Raw genomic sequence first — 21,422 nt, forward strand, 5'->3', positions numbered from 1 at the left:
TTATGCTTTGAAACCACGTGTTACACGCTGAAAGAGTCCCCGTTTTGCCACTTTAGCTTGGGCCGTTGCTCTGCTGTCATGGCCACGTTCTGCGGGCTGACCCCATTGAATCCGGCCCATACCACCACCCATGGCAGCGGCTAGGGCGGCGCTGCCCGCGATTGCTTCACCCGTACCGCTGGCATTGTTGGCCTGACCGCCACCATCCTGGGGCTGACCCTCAGCGGGGGCTTCGCCATCGGCTGGAGTCTGACCCTCTGCCGGGGCTTCGCCATCGGCTGGGGCTTGGCCCTCTGCCGGGGCTTCGCCATCAGCTGGAACCTGACCCTCTGCCGGGGCTTCGCCATCAGCTGGGGGCTGACCCTCTGCCGGGGCTTCGCCATCGGCCGGGGCTTCGTCATCGGTGTTATCGTCATTGGTTTGGCCATCTTGAGCAGCCCCACCCTGCCCGTTCGCTCCTGCGGGGTCTCCACCCTCAGGGACTGCACCTGGACCACCGGCTGCACCGCCATCCGCTCCTGGACCACCGGCTGCGCCGCCATCCACTCCTGGCCCACCGGCTGCGCCGCCATCCACTCCTGGACCACCGGCTGCGCCGCCATTCGCTCCTGGACCACCGGCTGCGCCGCCATCCGCTCCTGGACCACCGGCTGCGCCGCCATCCGCTCCTGGACCACCAGCTGCGCCGCCATCCACTCCTGGACCACCGGCTGCGCCGCCATTCGCATCACCGCCAGTCGCCGCGCCACCCGTGTCGCCAGCATCACCAGCTGTGCCACCCGTAGCTGCGCCGCCTGCTTCACCCGTAGCTGCGCCACCTGTACCACCTGCTGCTGCGCCACCTGTGCCGCCCGTAGCTGCGCCACCTGCTTCACCCGTGGCTGCACCTCCGGCTGCTGCACCACCAGTACCACCAGCTGCGCCACCCGTGCCGCCCGTAGCGGTGCCACCCGTAGCGGTGCCACCTGTGCCGCCCGTAGCTGCGCCACCTGCTTCACCCGTGGCTGCACCTCCGGCTGCTGCACCACCAGTACCACCAGCTGCGCCACCCGTGCCGCCCGTAGCGGTGCCACCCGTAGCGGTGCCGCCTGTGCCACCCGTAGCGGTGCCACCTGCTTCACCCGTGGCTGCACCTCCGGCTGCTGCACCACCAGTACCACCAGCTGCGCCACCTGTGCCACCCGTAGCGGTGCCGCCTGTGGCTGCGCCACCCGTGCCACCTGTGCCGCCCGTAGCGGTGCCACCTGCTTCACCCGTGGCTGCACCTCCGGCTGCTGCACCACCAGTACCACCAGCTGCGCCACCCGTGCCGCCCGTAGCGGTGCCACCCGTAGCGGTGCCACCCGTAGTGGTGCCACCCGTGCCGCCCGTGCCACCCGTAGCGGTGCCACCCGTAGCGGTGCCGCCTGTGGCTGCGCCACCCGTGCCGCCCGTGCCACCTGTAACGGTGCCGCCTGTGGCTGTGCCGCCAAATCCACCGGTCAATCCACCGGCACTGGTGTTCGGCGCACCACTACCAAAGCCACCACCACCCAAACCACCGCCGCCTGTGCCTGCTGTCGTACCACCGCCGGTGGTGCCACCTGTTGCACCCCCAGCAGCAGCCCCACCCGCACCCAGCAGATCACCCGGCGCACCATCAGCGGGATTGCCATTGGGGGGGGGAGGAGCGGTGCCGCCGGCATTACCACCTTCAGCGCCAATGGCCCCCTGCAACAGATCATTGCTCGCTTGCAGTTCCTGCTGTAAACGTTGCTCTTCGGCCAGACGTGCCGCCTCAATCTCTTCGGCCGTGGGCGGCTCATCCAAACCGTTGATGGTGATGGTTACTGTGGTTTCGGCTGTGTTATCCAGCGACCTAACCGTAAAGGTTTCAGTCACGACATCGCCCGTTCCCAAGCCAGCCATTGCCACACCGTGATTGTCCAGCACATAGGTCCAGTTACCATCCCCTTGCAGGGTAAACGCACCATATTGGCCGGCCTGCGGCCCCCCTACAAAGTGCGCCTGTTGGCTATCCAGATCGCTAATATTCAACTTACCGGTGGCCATGCTTTGGCTGTCATCATTTGTCTCACTCACCTGCCCAGCCGCCTCACCGGTAATCACAGCATTGTCCTGGCTACCAGTAATCGTAACCGATACTTGCGCCTGAGTACCATCACTGCTGCTCACTGTAAAGCTCTCAAGCACGGTTTGCCCAGCGATCATCTGCTGTATGGCAGCCAGTTCATTGTTTAGCACATAGCTCCATGCGCCACTGCTATCCATGGCAAAATGACCATACATACCATCCGTGCTGGCAACCTGATAGAGACTCTGCCCCGCATCGGCATCGCTAATGGTCAACTGACCCGCCGTGCTAAGCTGGCCATCTTCAACCACTCCACCACTCTGCACACCGCCCAGTTGGGCCGCATCCTGCGCCCCCACCACCGTCACCACCACACTGCTGGCCGTACCGTCCACCGTGGCAACCGTAAAGCTCTCACTTACCTGCTGCCCCATGATCAATGCCTGCACCTGGCTGGCGCTGTTATTGAGCTGATAGCTCCACGCCCCACTGCTATCCAAACTAAAGCTACCATAACTGCCGGTTTGCGTACTCGCCACATAGGCAGCCTCACCACTATCGGCGTCACTCACGCTTAACATGCCGCTGCTGCTCAGTGTGCTATCCTCGGTCACGCTGCCTGTACCACTGCCCACCACCGCGCTATCCTGGCGACCGGTAATGTTCATGGTCAAACTTTGGGATCCACCATCACTGGTGTGTACCGTAAAGCTCTCGCTCACCTGTTGACCCTGGGTCAACCCCTGCACCACCGCTTTGCTGTTATCCAGTTGGTAGCTCCATACCCCATTACTACCCACACTAAAGGTACCATAGGTACCCACACTGGTGGCCGCTGTCACCGTGGCATCAATCACATCCGCATCCACCACGGTCAGGGTACCACTAACCGCGCTGGTATCATCTTCATTAAGAGACGCGCTGCTGCTGCCCGTCAGGGTAGAAACATCGTCCGCACCCTTAACCCGTATGGTCACGGTGGTCTGCTGGCCATCGGTGGTATTAACCTGGAACGTCTCTGGCCGGTCATTGCCGCTCATCAACGCCTGTACCGCGCTGCTGCTATTGTTGAGGGTGTAGGTCCAACCCCCATCACTCTTAACCGTTAACGTGCCATACAGCAGCGTGGTGGTGGCTTCGGTAAAGATCGCTTTACCTCCATTCAAGGCATCCAACCCTAGATAGCCCGTCACACTCTGGGTGCCATCCTCGGTAACCTCACCGCTGCCGGTGGCAGTGGTCTCCGGACGGGTATCCACCCCATCCTGACTTAATACATAGGTACCGTCGGTTATGCCCATCTCATTGTATTGGCCCAACACCACCACACTAACAACCTTGCTCCACGCCCCGGTAGGATCCGCACTGTTGGCCAACGAAACCTGAATCGAGCCGGTGCCCGGAATGATGGAATCCACCCCTAATTGAGCACCACTTAACAGATCCGTTCCCAAGCCCCCAATGATCAGGTTATCCCCCTTGCTGGGTAAGGTGAAGGTATCAATACGAGTGCTCTCATTGGTGGTCGAGGCGTCATTAACCTGGATAAAGTTGGGTACACCTATGGTCTGGGTAACACCATCAGCATCGGTGTAGCTGTAGAGCGTCATATTGACCTGACCACTATCCCCCATCACTACCCGGGTTGCCGTATCGTTGGCACTGACGGTCAAAGCATCCGTACCGCCGCCCCCAAACAGATAAAGATCACCATTCTTAACCGTAACCGTGTCGTTGCCATCATCGGTTTCAGGAATTGAGGCAATCAACGACACCGCCCCCGTGGCGTTGGTGTCATAAGCCACCTTGCCCGCATCACCAAACACAATGGAATGGTCCACCGCCGTGGTCAATACGGTCAGGGTATCGTTGCCAACCCCACCAAAAATCAGCTTTTCACCATTGCCGGTTTTAATGGTGTCCGTTCCACCACTGCTGGAGCTTTTTACCTCGGCATACAGATGGTTATAATTCTGGCTGGCGGTGCCCCGTTGATAGAGCAAGTTATCCCCAGAGATAACCTCGCGCATGCCGGTAGAACCCACCACCTCCAGCACATCATTCCCCAAACCACCGGCTAACACGTTAAACTCGGTGGTCAAATACATATCCAGGGTACCAATATCGCCATCCACATAGTCGGGATCAATCACCGGATCATTAGAAACATCCACCTTAATGGTGTCGTTCCCCGCCGTGGCAATGTTGCTATCGCCGGTGGCAAAGTCGGTAATCAGACCATCCGCCCCAAAACTCATGGTAGCATTATCCCCCGCCACCGCCCGCTCAGTCACGACAATGGTGTTGGAACCATCGACATTCTCCACCGCATTACCCGCCGCATCCGTCTCCACATAAGAGCGGGTCCCATAGAGAGTGATGGTATCATTACCAATACCGCCAACCGCTACCTTGTTGCCATCAAAAGAGGTTCCCTTTTGGCCCAAAGTCATGGTGTCATGCCCACCATTGGTGGTGCCTAAGCTGCTGAGGGTCTGCAAAATACCCCAGCGATTAACCCGCTTTACCGCCTGCTCTTGGGCCTCGGTCAGGGTGGGATCGTCGTAGCTGTCCACCGAGCCCCAATAGACCGGCGCAGTGTCCGAATCAAAGACCAGCGAACCAGAATCCCCCATGGCGATGGTATTGCCGCTACCGGTGAGGATGGTATCCCCACTCATCCCGCCAATCACCACATGATCCCCCGCCGAAAGGGAGATGTTATCCACACCACCCTCAACCGGCAGCAAGCTGCGCATGGTTTTTAAATAACCCTCGGTACTACGGGTAATATTGATATTATCCCCCGCCGCCACCGTGTCCGCCGTCAATCCCGAAACATTGATGGTATCGGCACCCATACCCCCCACCGCAATGACTTCACCCATCACCCCGGCCAACGAGCCCGTTGGACCAATAAGCAGGCTGTCATCACCGCCAGTGCTGGCCGTGGTATCCTCACTATTGATGGTAATCAGCGCCTCTTTGCCCGCATCATCCAGGCTGTACTCCAGATAGACGTTATCACCAAAGGCAAAACGCTGATTGGGCGGATCCCCCGCCGTACCAGCCAGCACCTCAGCCGTTGTCGCCCCGGTGCTATCCACAATCAGGCTGTCATTGTCTTTACCCCCAATAAAGGTGACATCCCCATCCCCCACCACCAGCGCATCATTACCACCAAAATAGAGCCCGGTACTGGTAATCGAGGTGAGGTTGCCAGTCTTGGCGCGGCTAAAGGTAATATCCACCGAATCCCCGGCGAATAGAGTCTCATCGGTCAGATTAATGGAGACCACCTCAGCAGTGTCAGCCCCCATACCACCCACGATCCATTTTTCCCCTTGGCCCGTCACAATGGTATCGCCACCACCCTGATTGGTCAGGGTGCTGTTGATATCCATATGGAAATAGCTGGAAGTAGAGCGCTCGTAATAGACGTTATCCCCAAAGATGACATCTTGCGAGGTGCTGGTATCTTCCACCGTTATGGTGTCGGCCGCCATACCCCCAATGAGCACCTGATAGCCAAGATCGTTGGTGGTGGCACGATTACCGATGGAGATAGTGTCATCCCCACCCATGGCCGCTACCGCATCATTGCTCTGGATCTTATACAGGCCACCATGCAGGTCAAAATCCACCTCCATGTTATCCCCGGTAATATAACGACCGGTGCGCCCTTTGGCCTCTAGCTCACTCACCGATGCCACACTGACAATACCCGTTAGATCCTTGACCCCACTGGCAGCTGCTACGGTTTCGGTGTAGACGGTGATTTCGTCATCCCCGTAACCCCCCATCACCACCTTAAAGCCCTCACGCAGGGTAATGGTATCTTCGCCGCCGATCACATTATCCAAGCTCTGCATCTTGCGCAGGATGCCGTTCTCGGAATCCTTGTCATAATCCAACTGACCATTATCACCAATGACCAGATGATCACCATTTATGGCGCTGATGGAATCTGCCCCAAAGCCCCCCACCAACACCTTGCCACCACTGCCGGTGATGATGGTGTCGTCACCCCCCTTGTCATTGACCAAGGTCTTAGCCTGCAACATCCAGTTTTGATCGCTGCTGCTCGCCTCATTTTGCGCACGCAGGATATAGGCGTTGTCACCAAAGATCATATCCTCGCTGGTGGTGGTACTCCAAATTTTGATGATGTCATCAAACATACCGCCGGTGATGATGTTCTCACCCAACGTGCTGGTGTCATCCTCGATACCCACCGTAATGGTATCGTTATCGCCGTGGTCGTCTTTCTGGTTCAGCGTTTGTAGGATGTAGAGTTCCCCATAGGTGTCATAGGTTAGACTAACGTTATCGCCGCTGATCTGACGTTTAGAGTCACTGTTGGTCTCAACAGTGATCCCATCCTGCCCCAAACCGCCAACAATCACCTTGTCGCCATTGGCGGTACGGATGGTGTCATTGCCCCCAAACAGCTCCACATAGAGGGTCGAATCCACACTGCGCAACGCTTGGCCTTGGGTGATGTCGTAGCTGTTCCAGGTAATCAGACCATTATCCCCCAGCAATACATCGCGGCTGGTGGTGCTGCCCAATACGTTCACCGTATCGTCGGCCATACCGGCGATCACCACGTTAATGCCCAGATCGGAACTGTCTCCATCCAGACCGATGGTGATGCTATCCTCGGCCCCTGTGGTAGCTACCGTGTCGGTGGTCTCCATCCGGATAATGCCGCCCATGGTGTCATAGGCAATGGCCACGTTATCCCCGCCGATATGGCGGTTGGAGTTGCTGGTGGCCTGCACCGTGATGCTGTCCTGACCAAAACCACCCACAATCACCTTGTCACCATTGGCGGTGCGGATGGTGTCGTTCCCGCCCAGATCCCGTAGCGTGGAGGTGACACTGCGCAACGCTTGGCCTTGGGTGATGTCGTAGCTGTTCCAGGTAATCAGACCACTATCCCCCAGCAATACATCGCGGCTGGTGGTGATGCCCAATACGTTCACCGTATCGTCGGCCATACCGGCGATCACCACGTTAATGCCCAGATCGGAACTGTCTCCATCCAGACCGATGGTGATGCTATCCTCGGCCCCTGTGGTAGCCACCGTGTCGGTGGTCTCCATCCGGATAATGCCGCCCATGGTGTCATAGGCAATGGCCACGTTATCTCCGCCGATATGGCGGTTGGAGTTGCTGGTGGCCTGCACCGTGATGCTGTCCTGACCAAAACCACCCACAATCACCTTGTCACCATTGGCGGTGCGGATGGTGTCGTTCCCGCCCAGATCCCGTAGCGTGGAGGTGACACTGCGCAACGCTTGGCCTTGGGTGATGTCGTAGCTGTTCCAGGTAATCAGACCACTATCCCCCAGCAATATATCGCGGCTGGTGGTGCTGCCCAATACGTTCACCGTATCGTCGGCCATACCGGCGATCACCACGTTAATGCCCAGATCGGAACTGTCTCCATCCAGACCGATGGTGATGCTATCCTCGGCCCCTGTGGTAGCCACCGTGTCGGTGGTCTCCATCTGGATAATGCCGCCCATGGTGTCATAGGCAATGGCCACGTTATCCCCGCCGATATGGCGGTTGGAGTTGCTGGTGGCCTGCACCGTGATGCTGTCCTGACCAAAACCACCCACAATCACCTTGTCACCATTGGCGGTGCGGATGGTGTCGTTTCCGCCCAGATCCAACTGGGTAGAGGTCACACTGCGCAGCGCATAGTTAGCCGCTGTCGAACCATCGTTACGCACGATGGTACCGTTATCGGCCAGGATAAAATCGACACTGGTGGTGGTTCCGGCGATGGTTACGCTGTCATCCCCCATACCCGTAGCCATCATGTTCAGGCCAATATTATGGCTGTCTGCAACACCCGCAATGGTGACGGTATCATTATCCCCATTGGCACTGTCGCTGTCGGTGGTCTCTAACTGTACAAGCTCACCGGCCACATCAAAGGTCATGGCACCATGGTCGCCAAGGATGTAACGATAGTTGGATGCGGTAGAGAGCCCCGCGCTGATGGTGATGACATCCTGACCCAAACCGCCGGCCACAATACTATCGCCATTACCCAGGGAGATGGTGTCAGCCGCGCCGCTGGTGTCGGTCTGCGGGGCGGCGATCAGGCTAGAGAGCACATCCGGTGAGGCATAGCTGATGGTACCTGTATCCCCCAACACCACATTGCGGCTGGCTTGATCGTCGGTGGCGGTAATTTGATCCCCCGCCACACCCCCAATAATCACATTGCTACCGGTGGTCACGTTAATGGTATCTGCACCGCCAATGTCAAAGCCGGTATCCACCTCGATTGGGCGACGGCTCGAAGCATCAAAGCTCAGTTTGCCCACATCCCCAACGATGGTGCTGTTACCCGAACCCGAGGTGATATTATCCCCACCGGCGCCACCAAAGATGAGATGGTTGCCATTGAGCGCGGTAATGGTGTCACTACCCCCCTCGCTGCGGGTGCTATTGTCGATCTCAAGCAAGCGGCCCCTGCTATCAAAATCCAGCGCGGCCCGGTCGCCAATCACCGTATCATTGCCATTACCTGTGTAAAAACGGTCGTTGCCGTTTTCACCCATCAGGATATCATTCCCCTCATCCCCTTTAAGGGTTTGCACCCCCGCCGAAGCCTCGGAGAAGTTTTTCACCTCATGCTCATACCAAGTCCACTCCCTGGAGGGAAGCGTGTTCCAACTCTTGATGTCCTGACTACCATCGGAGCTAAAATTATAAGCGACAATCAGATCATCGGCATCACGTCCCTCTAGGGTATCACTGCCCGCATTACCTATGATGATGTTCTGCATGTAGTTACCAATGAGCAGATCATCACCACCACCGCCGATCATATTGTGGAATTCGCGGATCTCCATAGCACTCTCGCCGCCGAAGCTGCTGGTGCCCTCTTGATTAACCGTTACCCCACTGCTCCACTGGGCAAAATCTAGGGTATTGCGCGAACCGGCCCGCTCGGTGCCCTTGTTCTCACCCACACTGGAGGTTGGCGCACCATAGATCTTGCCGCTTACCGCCGCGCCCGCATCAATCACAAAGGCATCGCTGTGCAGACCGCCCACCAGGTTTTCAAAATCGACGAACTCAAAGTAGCGATCCCCCTCTGGCGTGGCCCCACTGGTGCCATTGAGCACAGAACCTTGGTTTAAGCCAGTCAGGTTGACCGTGAGACGCTCCTGATCCCCGGACATATCCATAAAGTCGTTGCCTGAGCCCCCTAAAAAGAGCCCCAACTCGGAAGGATCGTCCCAGAGAACCCGGTTATTGTTCGCATCAAAGCCCTGATGGTTGGCATCATCCACCACCAGATCCAGGGCAATATCGCTAAAGTCCACGGTGTTGCTCTCAGGGACCGCCGAACCATCATTATCTTCGATGTAGGCGGTATCCCAATCTTCTAAGAAGCGGTAGGTATCCGCCCCCAAATCACCCCGCAGGGTGGTTTCACCAGCCCGCGCAATGAGCAGGTCATCCCCTTTACCGCCTTCCAAAATGGTCAGCTCTGTCCCACCAATAAGAACATCATCACCACCGCCACCAATGATGGTGTTGTTACCCTCACCGGCAATCACCAGCATGTTGATGTTATCCACCCCAGATGCGTCGATGGTATCGTCACCACTGCCGGTATAGGCACGGATGCTGGTAACCCCACGGAAGCTCTTTTTGTAGGTATTACCCTTGGGCAGCACCGCAGTGATCTCAATGGTATCCGCACCGGTTTGCACCAAGGTGTAGTATTCGTTGCCATCCTCGGTATCAATATGGCGGCGGTCCTTGGCATATTTTTCACCCGCCGTGTAACCATCCACGGTGACCGGTGTACCGTCCGAACCCATATGTAGATCCAACACACCATCGTTGACGCTGGCTAAAATCGGCACACAAGGTACGGGGTCCCACTGTTTTTCATAGAGGGTTATATCCACAAAGGTCTTGGACCAAACCTCTTTCCAACCCGCTATGATGGAGTTGATGTCCACATAGGCCTTGATGTACAGACTCACCCGTATATGGATGGAGAAAATGTTAAGGGGGTTACACTCCAGCGCCGCAATAATCTCGGATACCCGTAGCTTACCATCGGCCTCCTCGGGGTCCTCCCAAAGATCCAGATCCCCTTTAAACTTAATACCGCCCTCAACCCCAGCGCGTACAATAACGGCGCTGAAGGAGACCCGCACACCAATGGTGGCTTCTAACTCGATCTCAGGCAGATCCCGGCCATCTTTAGTCCAGTTATCACTGACATAGAAACCATCGAAGATGTCCAGGAAATTGCCGCTGCTGAAGTAGCTGTTCAAGCCGTAGGTATCAAAACCCAGGGTCAGGTTGATCTTGACCTTAAAGCTTGCGCTAAAGCCCATGCTCACCGTGGGGGCCGAGTAGATGGGGAAAGACTTGCTAAAGCCTGTACCGATCTCCAAACCAGGAGGGGTAAAGGTCACCAGGTCGGCGGTCTTACCCGTCAACAGGTTGATAATGTTGCTAAAGTCCGACAACAGTGGAATTTTAAAGGCGCTGTTCGGATCATTAAGCTTTTCCAAGAAGCTCTTAGATTTAGCTTGACTGGCGGTGGCATCCCCCCCACCGCTGGTGCTGCCATTATCAATGGCACTATCCACATCCCCAACATCCCCTTCTAGGCTGGCGCCCTTCTTGGAGCTGCTGCTCTTGGCATCCCCGGCAAAGCTAAACACATCACCAATGGGAATGATCAAATCGGCATCGGTGGGAATGCTGTTGATCAGATCCACCAACTTGACCATGGTGATGATAAATTTCAGCTTGGCTGTGCCGCCAAAGTTTTTGGCGGTCCACTCCGCCAGAGACAAGAGCGAGAAATTTTGTCCCACAATTTTGCCAATACCCAGATCTTTTTTAAGGGTATCAATAATGGGCTGCATCGGCCCGGTTACTTGCTGAATTTGCGAGACAATGGGACCCAGGAAGTCACTGAAGAAACTGCCCATATCCAAGCGCAGATCGGTAATCCAGATGCTGGGGCTGCTGGTGAAATAGGCATCATAACCGCTGGCCCCGGCAGCTGGCCCAGCATAACTCCAGGCCATATGGAACTCTGTGAGCAAGGAGGGGAAAGAGAACTCCGCATCAATGGTCAGCTCCAGTTGCAGATTGGCTTGGGCCTTAGCCTCCACCACGGTGACAAACAGGCTGCTAAACTTATTGCGGGTCATCTCCTTAAAGGTTAGGCGTCCGTCATCATTGGGGTCATCAATATCAATACCCAAGGTGCCCGTAAAGCGGGTACGGGAGCCATCGGCACCACCAAGATCCAGCGTCTCACCACTTTTACCAACAATGCTACCCGTTACATCATCTTTCATGATGCCGCGCAGGAAGAAGAGTTGCGCGTTCATCTCCGCCGGATTTAAAGGATCCAGATTTTTCAGGTTATCAATGTCAATTTCCATCAACGAGACATTGGTATTGGCCAAACCGCCCGCAAAGGTCACACCATAGGTGCCATCCCCATTATTGGTCACACTGATGTCACTGCCATTAAGGTCACGGCTAAAGGCTTTGTTCAGCGCTTTCTGAATATTACTAGCCTGTGTATTACCATCGTCGCTGTAGTTAATATCCAGCGTCTTAAAGTTGCGCGACCCATCATTGAACTTCAGGGTAAAGCTGCCTTGGGTTGCCGCTGTAATGGCGATGGTCTGGCTTTCATTCGAGCCAGAACCACCCTCGGTACCCGCTGTAACCGTGGCCGCAGAGGGAAGCTCGTTGACCAGATAGGCATCAAAGGTCAGCTTGATCTCCTCGGTGGTATAGGCCGCGTCGGGTGCCCAGGGATTTTCCACCAGCACATCACTGGCTTTGAGCCCCAAACCTGCCACATTAATGGCATCGGAGACCACATAGAGACCATCATCCAGGTTGACACCAAAGCCAAAATACATATCCCAGCCCAGATCCAACTGAATGCCGCCATCCAGATCCAGTGAGAGCCCAGGGAAGCCAATGTCAAAGCCAATATCGACATCTTTCGATAGGATCGACTGCCCAAGGTGCATACGAATTTGCAGCGATTTGGCCACATCAAAGGGGTCGCTCGCACCGCCGGTGGGAATCACGTCACCCGGGGTATCATCGCCGTCACTCTTACGTGTCGCTTCGGTGTAACCCACCCGGGTACCGGCGGCATAACCGCCTTGGGCCGCCGCCAAAAATTCCACCACGATATCGTCAACGCTGACAATGCCATCCCCGTCATAGTCCGACAGATAGTTCAGGAAGGGGTTATCCTTACTGGTGGTACCCGCCGCCCACTCCACCATTGAGGCGGGATCAATAACCCCATCCCCATCGGTATCGTCGGTAAACACGTCAAACAGGAAGAAACGCAGCGCGTTCTCCATGCCGCGATATTCATCCAGAGCGCTGTCCAAGGCATCCCGGATACCCTGCACCACGGAACCACGGAAATCCCCAATAAACTGAGCGCCCTGTGCCAACTGGTCGCCAATAAAGGGTAGTGGCAGTGAAGCGGCCACATCCAACCCGGTCTGCATACCCTTGAGCACGTAGTCGATACCATCCACGATAATGGAAGGGTCTCGCAGCAGACGCAGGAAGGGGTTTTCCATCAGCTTGAACGCGTCCAGCAGATCGCTAATATTGGGCAACTGGTAGTTGACGATGTAAGCGTCGTCATACACACCGGTTTGCGTGATCACGGTGCTGGTCACGGTGAGATTTGGATCGACCAAAGCCTGGAACATAGATTTGAGATCGGTGATGCGGATCTCGACATTGCCCATATCCATGGGGTTGGTCAGACCTGGGATCAAGCCCAGATCGATAATTTCGTCAAACACCTCCCCTTCGAGCCCCAGGGTGGTAGGCAAAACCACCGATGCCGTACCAGAGAAATCGGCATCCACATCCCGGAAAATGCTGCCAAAGATGCCCGCACTCAGGTTGGTGGTATCCGCCACCAACTGGGTGATGGCCTTACCTGCCAGATCCCCGGCAAACTCGATATTAAAGCCGCCCCGGCTGCTGTTGGCCGTGACACTGACTGTGTTGCTCATACCGGCGTTATAGGCGTTTTGCAGCGCTTGCTGAATGTTGGCGGCCAGGGTCGCGCTATCTTCACTATAGGCGATGGCCGCCGAGCTATAGGTGGTGCTGCCCTCTTGATAGCTCAGGGTAAAGCTGCCGCCGGTGCCCGCCACCACATTGAGCCACTGTTTGGTGTTGGTGGTCACACTGCCCGCCGTACTGCCCAACTCATCCACCTGCACCGCAATGGCACCTTGGTGGCTCAGGTTGTCACCATGGCCACGCATATTTTCCAGCGCCACCCCAGCCAGCGCGCCACCAAAGGTGACATCCCAGCCCAGCGAGCTATTGCTCGCATCATGGGCCGCCACACTCACCGTACCTGCGATGGGGGCCAAAACGGTGTTTAGAGCACTCGCTACCGCGCTGCTGTCGGCGTTCCAACCGATGGCCGCCGTGGTATAGGTGGTACCGTCATAATCCACCGACAGGGTGAAAGTGCCACCGCTACCCGAAGCCACTTTGACCCACTGCACCTCATCGGTGGGGGCGATGTCGATAACTTTTTCCGAGGTGATCGTGACGGTTTGCCCCGCCAATTGGCCGCCAAAGGTAAAGCTCCAACCGGTGGGCAAACCATCCCCATCCAGCGCCAAATCGGTACCGGTCACAACGCTGCCAGAGAGCCCCTCGAAGTTAAAGGCATCCTGCAACGCCACGGCCACTTCGTCCGCCGTCATATAGCGGTTACACAGACTTGTGGTGTAGGTTTTACCCTCCACCTCCATCAAGAAACGGAAAGCATCATCCGCTGCGTAGTTAAGGGTGTAGAGATTGCCACTGACCGACTGAACCAGCGCATCCGAGGCTCCCCAAACCAGCCCTTGCGACTCCCCTTCGGCAACCTGCCGTACCGATACCGCCGAACTGAGGTAGTGACGACCATCCCCGGCCCCAGGAGCACCCGCAGGGTCATCATAAAGGTAGAGCCCAGCTTGCGCGTCAATATTGGCTGTACCATCATTAACCTGGAGCACCACAGGCCCAAGGTTGGCATTGAACTCCAGCGCTGTACCTTCGATCTCAGCCGTCAAGCGGGTATAGAGACCGGTATCATCGCTATAGTCATCGCTGGTGCCCCCATCGTTGTAGTCGTAGAGGAACATCTCGCCCGAATCTAGATCAATACCCATGGAAAGGTTGATCTGGGCAGAGGATTTAAGCCTTACTTGGGCAGCGGCCCCCACATCCACCAACGACTGCACGGTACCGATAAGTTGATCGATGGTACCCGGCCCCACCAATGCACGCAGATCGTCAAAGCTGATGCTGATGGGGAAATCCTGGTCGGCCAACTGGAAGGTGTAGGGCAAGTTAATGGAGATGGCATGTCCCAACACGTCATAGTTGAGTTGCACCTCATCATCGCTGATGCCAAAACCATCGGCCAGCGCGGTCTGTAGGGAATCAATCCCCGCAGCAGGATTATTCTCAATTTCTTCAATCGCATGGGCAAATTGGCTGGCAATATCCAGCATATCCACCACACTCTTGTCGATGACGGGCAGCTTTTGATCCAAAAATTCAAAAGACTCCATCTGTGACAACAATTGAGTCACCATCTTGATGCCATCAATGATGGAGGACCAAGAGAGGTTCTTAAACCCAGAGAGAGCGTCCAGACCAAGAATTTCTACATCAATGGCGTCGCTCAGGGTGATCTCACCCCGGAACAGCTCCATCACCGGCACGGTGATGGCAATGCTCGGCGCACTCTCCGCTGGGAAGAGATTTAAGCCCCCGGCCTCTACCGAAATGTCGCTGATCAGCAATCGGGCCACCGGTTCCGTACCCTCGGTATAGCTGGAGTCGGTAAAGGTGAGCGGCGTTATAAAATCGCTGATCAATGAGCGCCCAGCGAGGGTCAGTAGATGGCTCGCAGGTGCCGTAAACTTAAGTGCCGTGACACTGCTATTGACCGTGCCATCATCGGCATAGGGGTTGCCGGTGCTGATAAAGGTGTGCCCACTAAACTGGCTAAGCCCTGCGTCGGACAAGGCGCTTTGAATGGCGCTGTTCAAATCGCTGGCAAGAGCCGCAACCGAGTTATTATCCAGCGTATCCACAGCACGCAGGGTCACATCTACGGTGTGGGTGATCGCTTCAGCACCCGCTGCGGGGGCCGCCTCGGTGATCTCCAGACGCAAGCCCAAGTCGCGGGCCATAACGCCGACTCCCAGGCTCTCCAAGGGGGCCGCATGGCCCACACTAGAACCCCCAGCGCTATCAATGCTAATGTCTCCCAACAGGCCAAGCTGGCCACTTTGGTCCCGCGCCCCCTGCAAGAGGTCGGAGATGTAGACACGGCTGCCGGGCTCGGCATCGCTGCCGTTTTTCAACTGCACCGAAACCCCTGCGTCAAACACCGCTTCCATCTGCCCCATGGTGGCTTGCAGCATCTCACCAATGCTACCGGTGGCGGCGAAATCTTGCACACCCAACACCATATTGCCGCCCAAAAAGGCATCTTGCAGGAACAGCGACAAGCCGCTGGTTTTGGCCAGGGTGCCATTCAGGAAACCCAACTGGTTGATGATGGGGTCACTATCCAGCGCCCGTAGCTCAAGATTGCTGATCTGCCCACCGCTGACGGCAAAGGAGAGATAATCATTCTCCTGTACAATCTGCACCACATCACCCAGCGAGCTTAACCCCTTTTTGGTCAACCAATCGTGGCTGGTTTGGGCATCAATGGCATCTTGCAGATCGGCCAGCAGATCCTCCACCGAACTATTATTGGCAATCTCCGCTGCCGAGACAGCGATGGTAAAGGGGTTGCTACTATCCCCATCCACCACCAGATCAAACGCGATTCCAGCCGTACCACTGCTGCTATCGGAAAAATCGTTATAGACTTTGCCATTGCTGGGGATGCCACGCTCCGACACGCTATTGGCACTCTGGGTGACCAATTTCAACTGACTGACCGCGGGATCACCGCTGGCAACCTGAACCCCCATGCTGGTGAGTGAGGTGCGGGATTCAAATTGAAAACGCTGCTGTTGCGCGGAGGTATCCCAGTTAATTTTGACCGCCTCACCCAGGTTGCTAAAGCCCCCCGCCGCCAACAGGCCATTGGCTTTGACCGCCACCCCATCCAGCGCGTTCTGAATGTCCAGCAACAGATCCTGGTAGCTGGTGTTATCCTCTTGATCAGCGGCGGCAATGGTTACGTTGTAGCGCTCTTGATCGTTGAAAACCAAGGTAAAGTGCCCATCCACCGTCAGGTTGGTACTGCCACCTGTCGCCCCATCAAAGGGTGATGAGGGGTCTTCCAACAACATGATGGGGGGTTGCGCACCATTGAAACTGGCCCCATTGACCACCGCACGGGCTACCCCAGCACTATCCAGGTTAAAATCATCGGGACGGTCGAAATCAATACCGATGGTGGTCTCAAAGGTGATTCCCGGGGTGATGACAAAGGTGCCATCCGCATTCAAAGAGATGATGTCCGAATCGAAACCAAGATCAATGGCTTCTTCAATCGTGGGCAGTGCGGGGGTGAACTTGATGTCAAACAAAAAGTCCATATTCACTGCGTCAAAACGGGCCGCGAGATCAAAACTCTCACCCTCGGGCAGCAGATCATTGACCGCCTTGGCAAACACCTCGGCAAACTTATCCATGGTGTTGAATTTGGGACCGGTGATGGCATAAGCATCCTGCCCACCCGCCGCAAAACCCAGCGCCGAAGGATCGGCATAAGAAGCGCTGCGACTTTCAGCGGTCAACCAGGTATCCGTGACCAACACGGTGGCCATATCCTTACCCGCCAGCAGACCACCAAACTCAATATCAATGGCACCACCACCATCGGGCACCTCGGTAAAGGTGAGCAGTTGGCTCACCTCATCGGCACTTAAACCACCAAAGGCCTCGGCCAGAGAGCTCTCCAACTCGCTCTCCATATCCGCCACCGACGTCCCCCAACTCCACGCCTGCTCTGGATTATAGTAGGTACCGTCATAGTATACAGAGATACCAAACGCGCCCCCCACCACATCGTCAAACCAGACCCGCTGCACCTCGTTCACCGCATCGGTCAGGTCGGTGGCAGCGGCGCCTTGGCGCAGAGTGTAGGCGTCGGCCATGACACCGGGATTGGCCCGCAGAGTATCAAAACTAGCCGTTAATGTGTTGATAGAACGATTGGCCAAAGCACCACCAAACGTAATATCAAAGGCGATGGTCGAGGGAGAAAGATTGACCTCCTCTGGATTGGTATCGACCACCGTGACCGAACCAGCCGCACCCAAAGCGTTATTAAGCGCGGTCTGCACCTCGCCAGCGGTGGCATCCCAATCAATGGCGGCGGTTTCATAGCTGGTACCGCTATTATCTTCAAACTGCAAGCGATATTGCGAAACTTTACCTGCATCACTACCGGCATCCACCACAAACAAACGCTGCACAGCGGTATCCCCGGCGGGGGAGCCGTAACTAACCACATCCAATGCCACCCCAGCACCGGGAGTCATCGCCATCCCCACAAAATCATCTACGTTGGTGGGTTTAATCTGTAATTTACCGCTGGTTATACCGCCGCTGGTACTCTTCTCCGTAGCGACCACCTGGATCAGGCTGCTTACCACCGCTTCGGCCTCAACGCTGGTGGTGGTGCTACCTTTGCTAAACTCAAAGGAGAGCGCCTCCATGGTCTTACCCGCTAAATCGCCGGTAAAGATAATCTCCCAAGCCTGAGGCTCACCCGCAACGGCATCCCCTTGCAGAACTTTGACATTGCTCCAATCCAGCCCATCATCCAACCCTTCGATGGCACTTTGCAGTAGCAAACGCACCTCTTGGGCCGACTTACCCGCAATATCCACGGCGGTTAGCGTAGCAAAGCTGCTGCTGCTACCGGCAAATTTAACCTTAAAGCTCTCTTGGGTGCTGCTGTCAAAGGCGATTGTTTGCACCGGCAAGAAAGAGAGCCGCTCCATATTTTGCCCGGCCAGATCACCGATAAAGTCTATGGTCCAGTTACCCTCATAACCCGAAACCTGCACATTGCCCTTGCCAATTTCTGTCATGCCCTCCAGGGCAGCCTGCAACGCTTGCGGCGTTGAGGCAGCCGCCAGTGTATCAGAAATGCTACCACTGCTGCCCAACTGCACCTTAAAGCTACCGGTACCTGAACTGAATACCACCTGCTGGGTTTCGCTGGTGTAGCCCCCCACTTTGGAGGTGTTTAAGCTCACATCCGGGCTATCCATGCCGGTCCAGTTACCACTCATCAAGTCAATATCCACCCCAGCCAGGGCGCCATCGAAGGTAATGGTCCAAAAACCATTGCCGGTACCGGTCACTTTAATATTGGCTGTTTCTCCATCAACCGAAACAGCCCCTAGGCTGCTGCTGCCGTTGCTGGCACTCTCCAGCGCTTGACGCACCTGGGTTGCCGTCGCGTCATGGGCAATGGAAGCGGTGGTATAGGTCTGCCCATTAAACACCACACTCAGGTCAAAGCTGGCGCTTTGACCCGGTTCAACATAGACCTTAACACTCTGTTTTTCCGCGACATCATTAATGCCCGTACCGGCGACTGTCTCCACCACAAAACCACTGGTACGCCCGCTGGGCACGGTGGTGCCCCACTTGATAGCACCGCTGTTGACCTTTAATTGAGAGACGTTTTTACCCGCCAGATCGCCGATAAATTCAATCTTATACTTAGGTGCTGTACCAGGAGTATTGATGGTTTTTCCGGTAACGGGGTCCACATAGCTGTTAAGGAAAGTGACCCGCACATTGCCTTCCCCAATCGAGGGAAGTTTTTCCAAAGCCTGCTGAATCTGCGAAGGAGAATGGGAAATATCATTGAGCAAGAAACGGATGGGGTCGGTGGTCTCTTTGCCATAGGTCAGGGTAAACCGACCACTCTTGGCCCCGGCAATGCTAAGAATTTGCTCTTCACCCAGGCCCGCCGCACCATCCTGCACCGCAGAGATTACCCCTTCTGGAGCCGAGGCGCTAAAGCCGATGGTAACACCGCTATAATCCTTACCCGCCAAGCCACCAGCATAGCTTATGCGGAAACCTTCATCCCGATTGCCCGCCACCTCAAAATTGCCCTTGGCGGTCTCAATATCATTGGCCTGCACCAAATTATCGAAGATCAAACCGGTCAGTGCGGTTTTAATCTTATCCTTAATATCTGCGTCAGAATCACTACCCGACACCACAAAGGATTGATCGGTTTTACCCGCCAGTTTGAAGCTGAGGGTACCACTGGCGATGCCAAGATTGAGCACCTGTTGCGTGGCATAGGCTTGCCCACCCACCGTGGACTCTTCTACCGTGGCACTGGCCCCCACTTGGGCATCCAAGCTGGCGGTGACTTCATCACTCTGACTGACCCAAGCGGGCAGATCGGTCTGAACCAGCAAGGCACCATAGGCAACTGCTGCGACCTTTTGATTAATCAACTCCGCCAGTTCATCAATAGAGGTAAATCCGCTGGTCTCCGATGCCAATACCATGATGCTAAACACTTCTGGCTGCATATCCCCAGCACGGCGCAGCACCAGATCAAAAGCCACATCATCGGTCAACACCGGTGAGATGCTCTCACCCGCCGTAATATCCATGGCCAAAATGCCCGACAGATTTTCATCCAACGCTTGCACAAAGCCATAGGTGAAATCAAACACATCCCCCAACTCGGTATTGGTAAAGGGAATGCCCACATCAAACACTTCGGAATCGCGGAACTGAGCGAGGAAATCCCCAACTTTTTTCATCATGTTAATGATTTGAGCCGGGGTCATGGAGGAGAAACTGGCCAGATCCGTAAAGTTAGATTTGGTGATGACGGGTGAAGTGGTCGCCACATTTTCAATGGAGATCGGCGCACCCGCAGAGCCCCAATCCACCGTAATACGCGGCTGGCCCCCGGTCAGGGCGGCGGTATCGGCCCCAAACAGATTAACCTTGATGGGCAGATCGGCGGTGGCATAAACGGTGGCCGAAGCATCAATAAGATCAGAGATCGAAGAGGCCGCGCCAAGATCGGTCAAAGTAACCCGTTGACCATTATTATTGCTATCCCCATCGGGATTGAGCGCTAGGGTAGCATCGGCTGCAAAGATAATGGAGCCATTATCCACCTTGCCTTCCAACACGCCCACCGTAACCCCGGCATTAAAATTGTTCATGGCCGCCGATACGTTGGCATCCATCTGGTTGATCTGCACAAACACATTGTCGCCAACGCTGGAGAGATCCGCCAAGTCGGTAAAGGCCATGCCAAAGCTTAGATCCATTGCCAGATCTGCACTAAGTTGCATGTTACCACTGGCATCAAAACCAAGCCCAAGGGCGTCCAACGAGCTATCCATGACCAAGGGCAGGTCAAAAAGCTGCTCCAAGTTCATGGTAAGATCCAGGCGCAGTTCGCGGTTATTGAGGTCTAAACCGCCACTGACTTGGAAAGGACCAACCGTGGTAGAACCATAGGTATCTGGGAACAGCGCCGTGAGATCCTCATAGACCCCTGTCGCCCCCAGGTAGGCGCGTAACCACTCAATCAAGCCTGCATAGGTATGGGTACCACTGCTGGCGTAGTAGTCCATCAGCACATTGCTCTCGGTACCATCTGCTTTGGTGTACTGAAAGCTGAAATAGTCCCCCAGGGTGCGCCCATCATCGCTGGCCAGCAGCCCGCCGAGGGTGCTATCGACAAAGGGCAGACTGGCATTCAGGATACCCAATTCATCAATGGATTTACCCACATCCGCCGCAGTATCGAAGATGCTCTCCAGATTGGATTGCACCGTCGCACTGTCAATGTTCACGTCAAAGAAGTAGGAGGTCACCAGATTGCCCGCCACAATCTCCGAGCGGATGGTCAGGGTAGGATTGCCCCAATCACTGACATTAAAGCCCGCCACACTGGCATCAAACAGCAACGCCCCCTCAAAGGCCACCGCTGGGGTAAAGGTCACATAGTCGGCGATCGTGACCCCACTCAGATCGGCCACCGTAATACGCGCCTTGCCATCACTATTATCGGGATCGGCCATGTCAATGCTGGCGGCGACTTTGGCCTTGAACGAACTGCCCGGTGCAATCTCTGCGGTGGCCAGATCCCCCAACAGCGAAGCGGTGACATTAAGCCCCATCACATCGAGGGCCGCACCGGTATCAAACCGGTTGAGACGGAAATAGAGTTCCGCATCCGACGGAACAGGCAGTGGCCCTGCAAAGCCGCTGTCGGTGCTACGGGTGGTGA

Annotated in this window: 1 protein-coding gene (running past one end of the window); it reads right to left on the bottom strand. The window is 55.8% G+C overall.

From position 1 onward, the window contains the following. A protein-coding gene (locus tag MMC1_RS11160) for a pentapeptide repeat-containing protein (RefSeq protein ID WP_041641177.1) crosses the window boundary here: on the bottom strand, positions 1 to 21,422 show its 3' end. 23,311 nt of this gene lie beyond the right edge of the window; the window shows 21,422 of its 44,733 coding nt (coding positions 23,312-44,733); its start codon lies off the right edge, out of view — the gene reads right to left on this strand; its stop codon occupies positions 1 to 3.

The organism is Magnetococcus marinus MC-1 (assembly GCF_000014865.1).
In the GTDB taxonomy this organism is placed as follows: domain Bacteria; phylum Pseudomonadota; class Magnetococcia; order Magnetococcales; family Magnetococcaceae; genus Magnetococcus; species Magnetococcus marinus.